We start from the raw sequence: 14,809 nt of genomic DNA, 5'->3' as shown, positions 1-14,809 counted from the left end.
GCCCACGGACGCGGGGGTCGAGCCCTTCACGGCGACGGCGCCTCCGGCGTAGTTTGCGACCTGGCCGACGGGCGTGTGGCTCGGCGTGCTCACCCAGGCGTAGTCGTTACCGGGGAAGGACGAGCCACGGAACGTCCCGTAGGTGGTCGAATCGCCGGTGACGCCGCAGTGCCCGGCCGTCACGAATCCGCCCTGCACGGCGAAGCCGACCGAGCAGCGTCCGGCGTTGTTGATGTCGTACGCGATTCCGCCGCGGATCGTGGCGAACGTCTCGGGCGCGGTGACGCCGGTCTCGAGGCGCACCGCCCCCTCGGGGGCGTCGAGGGTGGCGACGAAGTCGGCCGCGGCCTGCTCGCCGCCGTCGACGACGTCGACCACGACGTCATTGGACTCGACGTCGATCCACCACGAGGGGATCACGTCGGGCACGTCGGCGGCGTCGATCCGCGCGCTCACGTCTTCGAGGTCGGCGAGCGAATGCTCGACCGTCACCGGGACGGTGCCCGCGTCGGTCGCCGCCGTCCGCGCCTCGTCGGTCGTCACGGCGGCGTACACCGTCCGCGTCGCTTCGTCGAGCCACGTCCCGGCGAACGCGTCGCCGGTCGCCGCGGAGGCGTCGGCCGCGGTGTCGACGGCGTCGGCCTGGAAGCGCAGGACGTCCTGCGCGCCGGCGACGTCGGTGCCGAGGTCGGTCGCCATGGCCTCGAGGAGCTGCGCGTCGACACCGTCGACGGCGGCATCCGGAGCCGGGCTCTGGGCGAACGCCGGAGCCGTGGCGGAGGTGGTCAGGAACAGGCCGAGGGCAGCGATGCCGACGGCCGTTTTCGATATGCGGTTCACGGGGAGTGACCTTCCATCCAGGGGGGATAAATGGTGGGTACCCACCGACATGAAAGCACGGCCGGGCCCGAAAACGAAGCATCTGTTCAGTTTTTTATCTCGGGTACAACAATGGTCTGCCGTCGCTTACGGCCGGAGGTTTCGCGGTCGCGCGGCGGGCCGCCGGAGGACTGAGCGCGCCCTGCCTAGGCTGTGGAGCATGAGCGAGAACGACCCGCACGCGCACGGTTCCCAGCTCTCCGGCGACGAGGTCGACCGTGCCGTCGCCCACGCCGCAGCATTCGCCGGAACGGCGCCGATCGCGGTGTCGGCGTTCGCGTCGCCCGAGTCCGCCCGTTTCCTCGCGCTCGCCGCCGACGGCATCCTGCGCCCGGAGGGCACCACCGCTCCCGCCGCAGCGCTCCACCGGCTGGCCGGCCACGTGCCCGCCGCGCTGCCGTGGACGGTTCGCGGCGCTCTCCACCTGGGCGGCGCGATCGCCCCCCTCCTGCCCGCGCCGGCCGTGCCGCTCGCGCGACGGGCGCTCGCCGATGCCGCCGCGCAGATCGCGCTGGACGCGCGCGGCGACCGCCTCGGCCCCGCTCTCGAGTCGCACCGGACGGCGGGGGCGATCCCCGACGTCCGGTTGACGGCCCCCGCCGTTCTCGGCGAGACCGCCGCGCGGCACCGGCTCGACGGCATCCGCGTGCTCGCCGCCCGCGACGACGTCGAGCGCGTGTCCGTCGCCGTGCGCGAGGTCGTGACGGGACTGTCGGGGTGGGCGTTCGACGCCGACGTCGAGCACGCCGCCGAACGCCTCCTGCCGCTGTTCCTGGACGCGGCCGCGTCGGGCACGCGCGTCACCCTCGTGGTCGAGGGACGCGACGACCTCGACCTCTCCGTCGCCGTCCTCACGCGGGTGCTGGAGGAGCCGCGCCTGCGGACCGCCCTCGCCGGCATCGCGCTCCCCGTCGCCGTCCCCGAGGTGCTCGGGGCGCTGCGGGAACTCGCGGCGTGGGCGCGCGTGCGCGTCGCCGACGGGGGAGCCGAGCTCGCCGTGCGCCTCGACGGAGACGCTCCGCTCACCGATGACGCCCTGCGTGCCGCTCGCCGCGGATGGTCCGCTCCCGCGGGCATCTCGACCGCCGAGATCGACGCGCTCACGGTCGTCGCCGCACGCGAAGCGCTCGGCCGCCGGGCGTCCGAGGGGCTCCGTATCGAGTTCGCCACCGCTGATCCCGTGCGCGCCGGCATCGTGCGCGCCCTCGCCGAATCGGCGGAGGGGAGCATCGACCTCGCCGTTCCGCTCGGTGCCGGATGGGGCGTGGACGGGCCGCACATCGTGCTGGCCCCCGTGGTACACCCCGACGACCTGGACGCGGTCGTCGCGCCGCTCGCCGCGCGCCTCGCCCCGACAGCCGACGACGGAGAGGTTCGTACCCGCGCCGCTGCCGCGCTCGCGATGCCCGACGCTCCGACCCTCGCGCCGCGCGCCCCGCAGCGCGGCGCGACGACCCCGCCCCTCCTTCGCGAACCCGTCGCGGACGTCGCCGAAGAGCCCGGTCTCACGCAGGCCGTGCTCGGCATCGCCCGCGATGCCAGCCCGGGCGACACGCAGGCGCTCGGCCCCGACGTGCAGCAGATGCTCTTCGGCGGTCAGGCCTTCGTCGACACTGCCGTGTTCTCGGTGCGCGAGACGACGGAGCTCTCCGGCGCCGCACCGGGCTTCCGCAACACCGCCGCGACCGACCCCACCGTTCCCGAGGATCGGGCCTGGGCGCACGACGTGCTCGCGGCGGTCGCCGGCTCCACCGCCGGCGACGCCACCGCGGCCGCCGAACGCGTGGACGATGCGGCAGGTCTGGATGCCGTGATCTCGCGGGTGCGTGAGGCCGCGGCGGAGTGGGGCAGCCGCGCCGCGACCGATCGCGCGGCGGTGATCGACGCGGCATCCCGCTCCCTGGACGCGAGTCGGGCGGCCCTCGTCGAAGTCCTCGCCTCCGAGGGGGGAGCCCTGTTCACCGAGGCGGACGCCGAGGTGTCCGCGGCGGTCGATGCCGCGGCGTACTACGCCGCCACCGTCAAGGAACTCGACCGCGTCGCCGGAGCGGTGTTCGTGCCCGATCGGCTCACGGTCGTCGCGCCGCGGTGGAACTCCTCCGTGGGACTGTGCGCGGCCGAGACGCTCGCCGCCCTCGCGGCGGGGTCGGGGGTCGTGCTCACCCCGTCGCCGCGGGCGCGGCGGGCCGGGGCGGTCGTGGCCGAGGCGCTGTGGGCCGCGGGGATTCCTCGCGACGTCCTGGCGTACGTCGACCTGAACGAAGAGGCATCCGGGCGCGCCCTCGTCGTTCATCCCGGCGTCGACCGCGTGCTGCTCGCCGGGGCGCGCGCGACCGCCGAACGCTTCGTCGGATGGCGCGCCGACCTGCCGCTGCAGGCGCTCACCGCCGGTCGGAACGCGGTGATCGTGACCCCGTCGGCCGACCTCGATCGTGCGGTCGCCGACATCGTCGACGGGGCGTTCGCGCGCGCCGGGCAGGCCGCGACCGCGTCGTCGCTCGTGATCCTCGTCGGTGCCGCGGGGCGGTCGACGCGGTTCCTGGAGCAGCTGAAGGATGCCGTGGGCTCACTGCGCGTGGGGCCGGCCGACGATCCACTGTCCGACGTCGGGCCGCTCGTCGAGGAGCCCTCGGGCGACGTGCGTCGGGCGCTGACGGTCCTCGCCGACGGCGAGCGGTGGCTCGTCGAGCCCCGCGAACTCGACCTCGGACCCGAGACCGCGGGACGCTTCTGGACGCCGGGCGTGCGCACCGGGGTCCACGCCGGATCGCACCTCACCCGGGCCTCGGTCGCGGCGCCGGTGCTCGGCATCCTGCACGCCCCCACGCTCGCGCGGGCGATCGAGCTGCAGAACCTCGTCGGCTCGGGCTTCGTCGCGGGCCTGCACACCCGCGACGATGCCGACCTGGAGCTGTGGCTCGACGCCGTCGAAGCCGCCGTGCTGCGCGTGAACCGTTCCACGACGGGCGCCGTCGTGCAGCGCGAGCCGCTCGGCGGGTGGGGTGCCGCGGGCGTCGGCCCCGGCGCGATGTCGGGTGGCCCGAACCGTCTCGTCGCGCTCGGATCGTGGCGCCCGTCGTCGGGCGGCCCCGCCTCGTCGACGCTGCACCTGCGCGGACTCGACTCGCGCATCTCGTCGCTGATCGAGGCGGCCCAGCCCACGCTCGACTACGCCGCTTTCGAATGGCTGCGGCGGGGGGCGCTGTCGGACGCGGTCGCGTGGGACCGCGAGTTCGGCCGCGTGAAGGACGCCTCGCGCCTCGGTCTGGAGCGGAACCTCCTGCGGTACCGCCCCGTCGACGCGGCGGTGCGCGCCACCGCCGACGCCCCGTGGCACGCCGTGCTGCGCGTGCTGCTCGCGGCGGTGCGCTCGGGGTCGGCCTTCAGTCTCAGTACGCCCGTCGGGCTGCCCGGTCCCGTGCGACACCTCCTCGGCGAGAGCGGTGTGCCCGTCTCGGTCGAGTCCGACGCGGAGTGGCTGCAGCGCCTGGCGGGTGGCATCCCGGATGCCGAGCCCGCCGGCGACGCGGTCGCCCCCACCGCCCCTCGTCCCTCGCGCGTGCGGCTCGTCGGAACGGCGGCTTCGGCCGAGGCGCTGCGCGTCGCGCTCGCCGAGGCCGTCGGTGGTGACCCCACGCTGACGGTGTACGCGGGCGAGGTCACGACGGCCGGACGCATCGAGCTGCTGCCGTTCCTGCGCGAGCAGGCGGTCTCGATCGAGGCGTTCCGCTTCGGCCGCCCCGACCCCTGGAGCGCCGAGGTCATCTGACGCCCGTCGCCGCCGTAATGGCATCCAGATCACGTGATCTCGCCGAGGCGACCCGGTATGGCGCGCAACGGCGCGTGATTTCGGCCATGTCGCGTGATCTGGCGAATGCGGGCACCGGGGTTTCGAAAACGTTTTACCGGGCGTGCGGCCGCGGATACCGTCGAAGCAACACGGAGGAGCAAAGATGACCACCGCCCGCTTGACCCTCGACGCCCGATTCCCGATCGGGGCCGTTCGTCGCCGCCTGTTCGGCGGCTTCGTCGAGCACCTCGGCCGCCACGTCTACGACGGGATCTACGAGCCCGGCCACCCCGAAGCCGACGAGCAGGGGTTCCGCCGCGACGTGCTCGAGCTCGTGCGCGAGCTGGGCGTGTCGATGATCCGCTACCCCGGCGGCAACTTCGTCTCGGGCTTCCGCTGGGAGGACAGCGTCGGTCCGCGCGACGAGCGCCCGCGCCGCCTCGACCTCGCGTGGCACTCGACCGAGACCAACGAGGTGGGGCTGCACGAGTTCTCGGACTGGCTCGACAAGGCCGGGAGCGAGCTGATGCTCGCGGTGAACCTCGGCACGCGCGGGACGCTCGAGGCGATCGATCTGCTCGAGTACAGCAACCTCCCCGCCGGCACGGCGCTGTCGCAGCGGCGCATCGACAACGGCCGCGAGGCGCCGTTCGACGTGCGCGTGTGGTGCCTGGGCAACGAGATGGACGGGCCGTGGCAGCTCGGCCACCGCTCGGCCGAGGACTACGGAAAGCTCGCCGCCCAGACCGCCAAGGGCATGCGTCAGCTCGACCCCTCGATCGAGCTCGTGGTGTGCGGATCGTCGGGCGCGCAGATGCCGACGTTCGGCGAGTGGGAGCGCGTCGTGCTGACCCACACGTACGACGACGTCGACATGATCTCGTGCCACGCCTACTACCAGGAGCACGACGGCGACATCGATTCGTTCCTGGCATCCTCGGTCGACACGGATCGCTTCATCGAGGCCGTCGTCGCCACCGCCGACCACGTCGGCGCGGTGCGTGGCAGTGCGAAGAAGATCGACATCTCGTTCGACGAATGGAACGTCTGGTACATCGACCGTGTCGCGTCCGAGAAGCCCACGGCCCTCGACGACTGGCCCGTCGCCCCGCGCCTGCTCGAGGACGTGTATTCGGCGGTGGATGCCGTGGTCTTCGGGAGCCTCATGATCTCGCTCATCGCGCACGCCAACCGGGTGGCATCCGCTTCTCTCGCGCAGCTCGTGAACGTGATCGCGCCGATCATGACCGAGCCCGGCGGACCCGCGTGGCGGCAGACGACGTTCTTCCCGTTCTCGATCACGTCGCGGCTCGCGCGAGGCGAGGCCCTGCGCGTACAGGTCGAGGCGCCCACGGTCGACACCGCGAAGCACGGCACGGTGCCGACGGTGGATGCCGTGGCCACCCACGACGCCGAGACGGGCGAGGCCGCGGTGTTCCTCGTGCACCGCGGGCGCGACGAGCCCGTCGAGGTGACGATCGACGTCAGCGGCCTAGGCGAGGTCGAGCTGGTCGAGACTCACTTGCTGCACGACGACGACCCGTACGCCAGCAACACGCTCGAGGACCGCGAACGGGTGGGGACGAGCCCGCTCGAGGACGCTCGCATCGCCGATGGCATCCTGCACGTGACCCTGCCCCCGATCGCGTGGGCCGCGCTCGCGCTGCGGCGCACGGTCTGACACGTTTGGGGCGCGATTCCCCGGTTGGGGCGGGAAAAACCGCGCCCCAAATCGCAAATCGCGCCCCAAACGCGCCCTTGCGGCGTCAGGCCAGCTGAGCCCGGCGGGCGTGCAGCTGGTCGAACGTCGCGAACGACTCGGCGATGGGGCTGCCGGTGAAGTGGCCGACCCAGCCGTCGTCGTCGTGGAAGAAGCGCACGCTCACGTAGTGCGGAGCCGTGCCCATGTCGAACCAGTGCGTGGTGTTGGCCGGCACCGAGATGAGGTCCCCCGCCTCGCAGTACACCGCGTGCACCTTCTCGTTCGCGTGCAGGTAGAACACGCCCGCGCCCTTCGCGAAGTAGCGGTCCTCGTCGTCGTCGTGCTTGTGCTCCGACAGGAACTTCTCGCGGAACGGGGTCTTGAGCTCGTCGTAGTCGGCTTGCGCGGGGTCGAGTGCGACGACGTCGACGAGGGTGTACCCCTCGCGCTGCTTCACCTCGTCGATCTCGGCGGCGTACAGCGCGAGCACCTCGTCCTGGGAGGCGCCGGCGGGCACGTCCTTGACGTCCCAGCGGGAGAAGCGCGCGCCGAGCTCGGCGAGAGCCGCGCGGATCTCGCCCTCGTCGGTGGTCTCCTGCACGGGCGTGCTCGGGTCGGTCTCTTTCCAGACGGTCAGGAGCGTCACGGCTCCTCCTCTCGGACGAATGCGGTCGGGACGGTTCGATTGTCTCGCCCGCGGCGGCCCGAGCGGGCGTTCCGGTCGCCGCGACCCGTAACAAACCGCAACCTCGAACGGGCCTCGGCGGGCGGCCCTGCTTGACTTCTCGACGGCCGCCGCTCCACAGCACCCGCGACGGTCCTCCTGCACCCGACCACCTCCGAAGGGGACCCCGTGTCCGTTCGCTCCCACCGCTGGGCGACGCTCGTCGCCACCGCCGGTATCGCCGCCCTTGCCCTCACCGGCTGCGCACAGCAGAACACCGCCGCGCCCGCCGCGACGTCCGCCCCGGTGCAGAAGGCCGAGAACCTGCCCGCCCCGTTCGACGCCGAGCCGCTGAAGGTCGCGCTCGTGCAGCAGTCCGGCGCCGGCGACTTCTTCACCGCGTGGACTGCCGGCGCGAAGGCGCAGGCCACGGCGATCAACATCGACCTCACCGTCTACGACGCCCGCAACGACAACGCCAAGCAGGCCTCCGACCTCGAGCAGGCGATCGCCGCCCAGCCCGACGCGATCATCGTCGACCACGGCCAGACCGACACGATCGAGCCGCGCGTGCGCGAGGCGGTGGATGCCGGCATCCCGGTCATCGTCTACGACCTCGCCCTCGAGAACGCCGACGGGGTCATCGTGACGTCGCAGTCGGACGCGTCGATGGCGCAGGGCGTGCTCGATCAGCTCGTGGCCGACAACGGCGACGGTGCCAAGGTCGGACTCGTCAGCGCCGAGGGCTTCGCGCCGCTCGACCGCCGCAAGAAGGTCTGGGACGAGGTCGTCGCCACGAACGGACTCGACCAGCTGTTCTTCACGGGCAAGGTCACCGAGTCCACCGCGACCGACAACATCCCGCTCGTGGACGCCGCGCTCAAGGCCAACCCGGGTGTCCAGGCGATCTTCGCCCCCTACGACGAGATCACCAAGGGTGTCGTCCAGGCCGTCCAGCAGAACAACCTGCAGGACAAGGTCAAGGTCTACGGCATCGACATCTCGAACGCCGACATCGAGGTCATGATCGCCGACGGCAGCCCGTGGGTCGCCACGAGCGCCACCGACCCGTCGGCCGTCGGCGCGGCCGTCGTCCGGACGCTCGCCCTGCAGCTGGCCGGCGAGCTCACCGAGACCTCGGTGCAGTTCCCCGCCGTCACGATCACGCGGGACTTCCTGCTCGACAAGGGCATCACCAACGTCGCCCAGCTGCGCGAGGCCGAGCCGTCGCTGCTGCTGACCGACACGGTGGTCGCCGACTGGCTGCCCGCCGTCTCGGGATGACCTCACCGCTCTCGCACGCCGCTCCGGCGGATGACACCCCCGTCGTCCGCCTGAGCGGCGTCGGCGTGCGCTTCGGCACACACCAGGTGCTCCGCGACGTCGCTCTCGCGCTGTACCCGGGCAGCATCACGGCGTTGCTGGGCACCAACGGCGCCGGCAAGTCCACCCTGATCGGCGCGATCTCGGGCGCCAACCCCGGGTACACCGGCGACATCGCCGTCGGAGGCACGACGCTGCGCCTGACCTCGCCCGCCCGCGCTCGCCGCGCGGGTGTCGAGACCGTGCACCAGCGCATCGCCGACGGCATCGTGCCGGGGCTGAGCGTCGCCGACAACCTCGCCCTCACCGACCTCGCGACCGGCGGCCACCGTCTCGTGCGCCGGTCCGCGTCCGAGCGTGTCGCCCGCGCAGCGCTCGCGCGCCTCGGCCTGTCGTGGTCCGACGAGGTCCTCCGAGCGGATGCCGCGCGCCTGGGCACCTCCGACGCCCAACTGCTCGTGCTCGCCCGCGCGCTGCGGTCGACTCCGCGTCTGCTGATCCTCGACGAGCCCACGTCGGCGCTCACCGCGGCCGAGGCGGACCGCCTGTTCGACGTGCTGCGGGTGCTGCGCGACGAGGGCCTCTCGATCCTGTTCGTCAGTCACCGCTTCGGCGAGATCGAACGGCTCGCCGACCGGATCGTCGTGCTCCGCGACGGCCGGCTCGAACTCGACGCCGGGCGCCCCTTCGACTGGCACGCGGCGCTCGAGGCGATGCTCGGCGTCCCCACCGAACTGCAGCAGCACATCACCGAGCCGCTCCCCGCCGGCGCGGAGGTGCTCGGCGTCGACGGCGCCGTGCTGCTCCCGGGCAGCGAGCCGCTCGACCTGGCCGTGGCCGCGGGCCAGGTCACCGGCATCCTGGGGCTGCTCGGCGCCGGCAAGACCGAGCTCGCCGAGCTCGTCGCGGGCGTACGCCCGGTCGGTGAAGCCCGGCTGCAGCTCGACGGCGGACCATATCGCCCGGGCTCACCCGCCGCTGCCCAGGCCGCCGGTGTCGTTCTCGTGCCCGAGGATCGGCAGCGCCAGGGGATCCAGCCCGGCTGGTCGATCGCCCACACCGTGGGACTCCCGGTGCTGCGGCAGATCTCGCGCTGGGGCGTGATGTCGTCGGCCCGCGAGCGCGCGGCCGCCGACGACGTCATCGAGGCGTACGGCGTCGTCGCGCCGTCGGCCGAGACCCGCGTCGACGACCTGTCGGGCGGCAACCAGCAGAAGGTCGTCGTGGGCCGCTGGCTCCGCACCGACCCGCGTCTGGCCGTGCTCGACGAGCCGTTCCGCGGCGTCGACATCGGGGCGCGCCGTCGCATCGGTGACGCCGCCCGCGAGCGCGCGGCCCGGGGTGCGGCGGTCGTCGTGCTCTCGAGCGACGTCGACGAGATCCTCGACGTCGCCGACCGCATCATCGTCCTCGTGTCGGGGCGCATCGTCCTGGACACCCCCGCCGGCGTGCTCGACCGCGCACGGATCGTCGCTGCGCTGCTCGACGACCCCGGCCACCGGAAGGAAACCGCATGACCTCCGTTTCCGTTGCCGCGCGCCCCCGCGTCGGTTCTCGAATCGTGGATGCCGTCGCGAAATGGGGGTTCGTCGCCGTCACCGTGCTGCTCATCGCGTTCTTCGCCGTGACACAGCCGGCGTTCGCCACCCCCGAGAACCTGTCCGGGATGCTGAAGTACATCGCCCCGATCGGCATCGCCGGTCTCGGCGTGACGCTCGCCATGACCGTCGGCGGCCTCGATCTTTCGGTGGGCGCCAACGCCGGGTTCGCGGTGTCGATCGCCGCGTGGACGCTCGTGATCGCCAATCAGGTCGGTGGGATCGCGGTCGGCGTCGTGCTGCTCTCGGGGGCGCTCATCGGCGCGATCAATGCGGCGCTCATCGTCTTCGCCCGCATCCCCGACCTGCTGGCGACCCTCGCGACGATGTTCACCGTCGTCGGGCTCAAGCTCATCATCGTCGACGGCAAGTCGATCTCGTCGCAAATGACCCTCGCCGACGGCACCACGGCCCTCGGACGCTTCACCCCCGACTTCCTGTGGTTCGACCGCGGCTCGATCGGCCCGATCTCGGTGCCGGTGCTGCTGTTCCTCGGACTCACGGTCCTGCTGTGGTTCGTGCTGGACCGCACGCGGTGGGGGCGCGCGCTCGCCGCGGTCGGCTCCAACCCCGAGGCCGCCCGGCTCGCCGGCATCCGCGTCCGCGCCTACCGGGCCGCGGCGTACATCGGCTGTGGCATCCTCGCCTCGATCGCCGGCCTCGTGCTGGCCGCCCGCATCGGTCAGGGCGACGTCTCGGCGGGGAACAGCCTGCTGCTGGATGCCGTGGCCGTCGCCCTCGTGGGCGTGTCGGTGCTCGGCATCGGGCGGCCGAACGCGTGGGGCACGGCCCTGGGCGCGGTCCTCGTGGCCGTCATGGTCACCGGGTTCTCGATGATGGGCCTGCCGTACTACATCCAGGACTTCGGGAAGGGCCTCGTGCTGCTGGTGGCCCTGCTGTTCAGCTTCACGTTCCGCCGCCGCAAGACCACCATCGCCGCCGGGAGCACCACCGCATCATGACCGACACCCTCACCGATCAGCTCACCGTCGAGACGGTGCCCGCCTACCTCGCCGCTCGCCCGCACTTGGCGGGACCGGTGGACCCGGCATCCGTCGTCTCGGTCGTCGAGGTCGGCGACGGCAACCTGAATCTCGTCTTCATCGTGAAGGATGCCGCCGGCAACGGCGTCGTCGTCAAGCAGTCGCTGCCGCACGTGCGCGTCGATCCGTCGTGGCCGCTGACGCGCGAGCGCGCGGCGCGCGAGGCCGTGGTGCTGGGCGTGCACGAGCGCATCGCCCCGGAGCACGTGCCGGCGTTCCACGGCTTCGACGCCGAGGCCCTGGCGCTGTCGATCGAAGACCTCAGCGATCACGCCGTGTGGCGCGGAGAGCTCAACGCCGGGCGGCTGCATACGTACGCCGCCGCGCAGCTGGGCCGGTACGTTGGCGCGGTGGGTTTCGCCACGAGCGTGTTCGGCACACCGGGGCCCGAGCGCCGGCGCGCGATCGCCGAGGCGACCAACCCCGAGCTGAGCGAGATCACCGAGGACCTCGTCTTCACCGAGCCCTACGTCGATCACGAGCACAACGGCTGGCTGCCCGCCAACGACGACGACGTGCGCGACCTGCGCGCCGACCGCCCGTTCGTGCGCGAGATCGGCCTGGCCAAGCAGCGGTTCCAGGAGAGCACCCAGAGCCTGCTGCACGGCGACCTGCACACCGGTTCGGTGTTCGTGCGCGCCGAGGGAGCCTCGGTGCGGGCGTTCGACTCGGAGTTCGGCACGTACGGTCCCACCGGGTTCGACCTCGGCGCCGTGTGGGCGAACCTCGTCATCGCGGCCGCCCGGGCGCACGTGCTCGGGCGAACCGCGGATGCCGAGACGTTGCTGACCCTGCCGGTCGAGCTCGTCGACGCGTTCGAGGCGGAGTTCCGGCGCCGCTGGCCCGACCGCGTCGACCCCCGCGTGTACGGCGACGACGTGCTCGCGCACACGCTCGCGCAGATCCGGTCGGATGCCGCGATCTACGGGGCGGCCAAGGCCGTGCGCCGCATCGTGGGGTTCTCGAAGGTCGCCGACATCCAGACACTGCCCGAGGCCGAGCGCGCCGTCGCCGCACGGCTCGTGCTGCGGGCTGCGCGCACGCTCGGGACCGCGCGCCTGGACGACGCCGACACGCGCGTGCTCACCGCGCGGACGGTGGCGCTGCTCGGCTGACGCCGGGGCCCCGGGCTGGGGCCGGGGGCCGTGGGCCGTGGGCCGTGGCTGGGCTGCGCGGAGCGCGGGGCCGGGGGCTGGGCTGCGCGGAGCGCCGGGGCCGTGGCATCCGTGTGCCGTTCCGCATTGGTCGGGCGGTGCGTCGGGGTGGTGGCATCCACCGTTTATCGTGCGAGGGGCGGGTGGACGATCGACCCGCGGGCCTGACGCTCAGTCGGTTCGGCGGCGCTCGACGAGGATCGTGTCGCGCCAGCGTCCGGCCCACGGCCCGCAGGTCATGAGCGCGATGCGCTCGCGCCGCCCGATGCGGCGGAACCCGGCGCGGTCGTGGAGTGCGAGGCTGGCGGTGTTCTCGGGGAAGATGCTGGACTGCACGGTCCAGATACCGGCGTCGTCGGCCGCGCGGAGGAAAGCGTCCAGGAGCGTCGCGCCCACGCCGCGCCCCCGCGCCCGATCGGCGACGTAGACGGAGTGCTCGACGACGCCGCGGTAGACGGCGCGGGTCGAGACCGACGACGCGGCGACCCATCCGATCACCGACGCGTCGGTGTCGACGGCGACGAGGCGGCCGGTCTGCAACCGGCCGGAATCGAACGTCGCCCAGTCGGGCGTCGCGCACTCGAACGTCGCGTTGCCGCCCTCGATGCCCTCGCGGAAGATCGCCTCGACCGCCGGCCAGTCGTCGGCGGTGAGTGCCCGCACGGCGACGCGGCTCACGGCCGGAGGGAGCGCGCGGCCTGGTCGAGCGCTTCGGTGACGACGCGGTAGTACGCCCATCGGCCGCGCTGCTCGCGCGTGGCGAGCCCCGCGTCGACGAGGAGCTTCATGTGGTGCGAGACGGTCGGCTGAGACAGACCGACCGGCTCGGTGAGGTCGCAGATGCAGGCCTCGCCCTCGCCCGACGCGGCGATCAGCGACAGCAGGCGCACGCGGGTGGGGTCGCCGAGCGCCTTGAAGATCCGCGCCGTGTGCTCGGCCTCGTCGGGGGTCAGGACGCCGCCGGTCAGGGGCGTGCAGCACACCGCGGAGTCCGGCGCGGACAGGAGCGGGAGCGTCGTGGGCATGGGGCGATTCTCGCACGTCGTATTGACATTTGTCGATGCATCGATGATCCTCGACCCATCGATGATCGTCGATGCTCGCTGAGAAGGGATGAGGATTCCGATGGAGAACGCGTTGCCCGTGGTCGTGATCGGAGCGGGCCCCCAGGGTCTCGCCGCCTCCGCCCACCTGAGGGAGCGGAACGTCCCGGCCGTCGTGCTCGAGGCCGGCTCCGGGCCCGCCGCGGCCGTGGCCGAGTGGGGTCACGTGCGGCTCTTCTCCGAGTGGCCCGAGCTGATCGACTCCGCCGGTGCGCGGATCCTCGCGCCGACCGGGTGGGCCGCCCCGACTTCGGGGTACCCGACCGGCGCGCAGTGGATCGAGAAGTACCTGGAGCCGCTGGCTGAGGCACTGGGTGACGACATCCGCTACGGCAGCCGCGTGATCGGGGTGTCCCGACTCGGCCGCGATCGCCTCGTCGACGCGGGGCGCGGCGATCAGCCCTTCACCGTCCACGTCCGGCCGGTCGACGGCGAGGAATATCGCCTCCAGGCCCGCGCCGTGATCGATGCGTCGGGCACCTGGTCCGTCCCGAATCCGGCCGGAGCCGACGGGCTTCCGGCCCTCGGCGAGAACGCGGCCGCCGACCTCTTGTCGTACCGCATCCCCGACTTCCGCGACCGCGAGGGGTTCGAGGGGCGGCACACGGTCGTGATCGGCTCGGGGCACTCCGCCCTGACCGCCGTTCTCGCCCTCGCGCGCATGGAGCGCCGCGATCCGTCCACCACCGTCACGTGGGCGCTGCGTCGCGCCACCACCGGAACCGCCTTCGGTGGCGGCGAGGCCGACGAGCTGCCGGCCCGCGGGGCGCTCGGCATCCGGGCGAAGGAAGCCGTCGAGGCGGGGCTGGTGGACCTGGTCACGGGCTTCCGCGTCGAGCGGGTGGCGCGCGACGGGGCGCGTCCGGTTCTGATCGCGGAGGACGGACGCACGCTGACCGCCGACCGGGTCGTGGTGCTGACGGGCTTCCGTCCCGACCTGTCGTTCCTGTCGGAGCTGCGGCTGGAACTCGACCCGACGCTCCAGGCTCCCGTGCGCATCGCCGCCGAGGTCGACCCGAACGTGCACTCGTGCGGGTCGGTCGCCGCGACCGGGGCGGTCGACCTTGCGCAGCCCGAGCCCGACTTCTACCTCGTGGGCGCGAAGTCGTACGGACGCGCGCCCACCTTCCTCGCCCTCACCGGGTACGAGCAGGTGCGGAGCGTCGTGGCCGAGCTCGCGGGCGATCACGCGGCGGCCCGCCGGGTCGAGCTCGCGCTGCCCGACACCGGGGTGTGCGGCGGGGCCGGGCTGTTCGATGCGGCCGGTGTCTCGCTCGGCGGGGCGTGCTGCGCGCCCCCGGTCCTGCAGATCGGGCGCACGCCGGCGACGGTGTGATGCACGAGAGGGGCGGGTCGATGTCGACCCGCCCCTCTCGTCGTCTCGCGTCAGCGCGCGAGCAGGGTGCCCTGGATCTTCTCGGACACCGCGTCGCGCAGGGGCCGCACCGCGTCGGCATCCCAGGACTCGGGGTTGGGGAAGGACCACTCCAGGACCTCGCCGCGCGGGGTGGAGGGGAGCGCGAGGCCCGGCTTCATGAGCACCACGATGTCGG

Annotated in this window: 11 protein-coding genes; 7 read left to right on the top strand and 4 right to left on the bottom strand. The window is 72.9% G+C overall.

Annotated elements, in window-relative coordinates; genetic code table 11:
• Positions 1-840, bottom strand: an 840-nt coding sequence (locus LQV45_RS07390; protein WP_230006439.1) for a S1 family peptidase, incomplete at its 3' end; no start/stop codon positions are given.
• Between the two features lie 199 nt (positions 841-1,039).
• Here LQV45_RS07390 and LQV45_RS07385 point away from each other — a divergent pair.
• Both LQV45_RS07385 and LQV45_RS07380 read left to right on the top strand, forming a co-directional pair.
• Positions 1,040-4,648: an aldehyde dehydrogenase family protein gene (locus LQV45_RS07385; RefSeq protein WP_230006438.1), complete on the top strand. Its 3,609-nt coding sequence runs from the start codon at positions 1,040-1,042 to the stop codon at positions 4,646-4,648.
• 184 nt (positions 4,649-4,832) lie between these two features.
• Positions 4,833-6,350: an alpha-N-arabinofuranosidase gene (locus tag LQV45_RS07380; RefSeq protein WP_230006437.1), complete on the top strand. Its 1,518-nt coding sequence runs from the start codon at positions 4,833-4,835 to the stop codon at positions 6,348-6,350.
• An 85-nt stretch (positions 6,351-6,435) separates the two neighbouring features.
• Here LQV45_RS07380 and LQV45_RS07375 read toward each other — a convergent pair whose 3' ends face one another.
• A complete protein-coding gene (locus tag LQV45_RS07375; RefSeq protein WP_230006436.1) occupies positions 6,436-7,017 on the bottom strand; it encodes an acireductone dioxygenase in 582 nt (193 codons plus the stop codon).
• Between the two features lie 207 nt (positions 7,018-7,224).
• On the opposite strand from LQV45_RS07375, the gene LQV45_RS07370 reads away from it, so the two are divergent.
• Genes LQV45_RS07370 through mtnK form a run of 4 tightly spaced genes read left to right on the top strand, consistent with a single transcriptional unit; the run spans position 7,225 to position 12,114 of the window.
• Positions 7,225-8,319: a substrate-binding domain-containing protein gene (locus LQV45_RS07370; RefSeq protein WP_230006435.1), complete on the top strand. Its 1,095-nt coding sequence runs from the start codon at positions 7,225-7,227 to the stop codon at positions 8,317-8,319.
• The gene (locus LQV45_RS07365; protein WP_230006434.1) at positions 8,316-9,875 is read left to right on the top strand and encodes a sugar ABC transporter ATP-binding protein; all 1,560 of its coding nucleotides are present in this window, start codon (positions 8,316-8,318) and stop codon (positions 9,873-9,875) included. Before LQV45_RS07370 ends, LQV45_RS07365 begins: the two co-directional genes overlap by 4 nt.
• Entirely contained in the window at positions 9,872-10,918 is a 1,047-nt protein-coding gene (locus LQV45_RS07360; protein WP_230006433.1) for an ABC transporter permease, read from the top strand. Before LQV45_RS07365 ends, LQV45_RS07360 begins: the two co-directional genes overlap by 4 nt.
• Entirely contained in the window at positions 10,915-12,114 is a 1,200-nt protein-coding gene (gene mtnK / locus LQV45_RS07355) for an S-methyl-5-thioribose kinase (RefSeq protein WP_230006432.1), read from the top strand. Before LQV45_RS07360 ends, mtnK begins: the two co-directional genes overlap by 4 nt.
• A gap of 210 nt (positions 12,115-12,324) precedes the next feature.
• Here mtnK and LQV45_RS07350 read toward each other — a convergent pair whose 3' ends face one another.
• Together LQV45_RS07350 and LQV45_RS07345 are read right to left on the bottom strand one after the other, a co-directional pair.
• The gene (locus tag LQV45_RS07350; protein WP_230006431.1) at positions 12,325-12,831 is read right to left on the bottom strand and encodes a GNAT family N-acetyltransferase; all 507 of its coding nucleotides are present in this window, start codon (positions 12,829-12,831) and stop codon (positions 12,325-12,327) included.
• Complete coding sequence (locus tag LQV45_RS07345; RefSeq protein WP_230006430.1) at positions 12,828-13,178, bottom strand: metalloregulator ArsR/SmtB family transcription factor; 351 nt, start codon at positions 13,176-13,178, stop codon at positions 12,828-12,830. The genes LQV45_RS07350 and LQV45_RS07345 overlap by 4 nt, the downstream gene beginning before the upstream one ends.
• Before the next feature lie 100 nt (positions 13,179-13,278).
• Here LQV45_RS07345 and LQV45_RS07340 point away from each other — a divergent pair, with 100 nt between their 5' ends.
• Positions 13,279-14,592, top strand: a complete 1,314-nt coding sequence (locus LQV45_RS07340; protein ID WP_230006429.1) for an NAD(P)-binding domain-containing protein — start codon at positions 13,279-13,281, stop codon at positions 14,590-14,592.
• Positions 14,593-14,809: the final 217 nt, after the last annotated feature.

It is taken from the genome of Microbacterium sp. Bi128 (assembly GCF_918698205.1).
The sequence above is the reverse complement of the archived record's forward strand: the minus strand, read 5'-3'. Positions and strand labels throughout refer to the sequence as shown.

Bases quoted from the DNA above. Each gene is read 5' to 3' on its own strand.
- LQV45_RS07385 (WP_230006438.1), top strand. From the start codon at position 1,040: ATGAGCGAGAACGACCCGCACGCGCACGGTTCCCAGCTCTCCGGCGAC.
- LQV45_RS07380 (WP_230006437.1), top strand. From the start codon at position 4,833: ATGACCACCGCCCGCTTGACCCTCGACGCCCGATTCCCGATCGGGGCC.
- LQV45_RS07365 (WP_230006434.1), top strand. From the start codon at position 8,316: ATGACCTCACCGCTCTCGCACGCCGCTCCGGCGGATGACACCCCCGTC.
- LQV45_RS07360 (WP_230006433.1), top strand. From the start codon at position 9,872: ATGACCTCCGTTTCCGTTGCCGCGCGCCCCCGCGTCGGTTCTCGAATC.
- mtnK (WP_230006432.1), top strand. From the start codon at position 10,915: ATGACCGACACCCTCACCGATCAGCTCACCGTCGAGACGGTGCCCGCC.
- LQV45_RS07345 (WP_230006430.1), bottom strand. From the start codon at position 13,178: ATGCCCACGACGCTCCCGCTCCTGTCCGCGCCGGACTCCGCGGTGTGC.
- LQV45_RS07340 (WP_230006429.1), top strand. From the start codon at position 13,279: ATGGAGAACGCGTTGCCCGTGGTCGTGATCGGAGCGGGCCCCCAGGGT.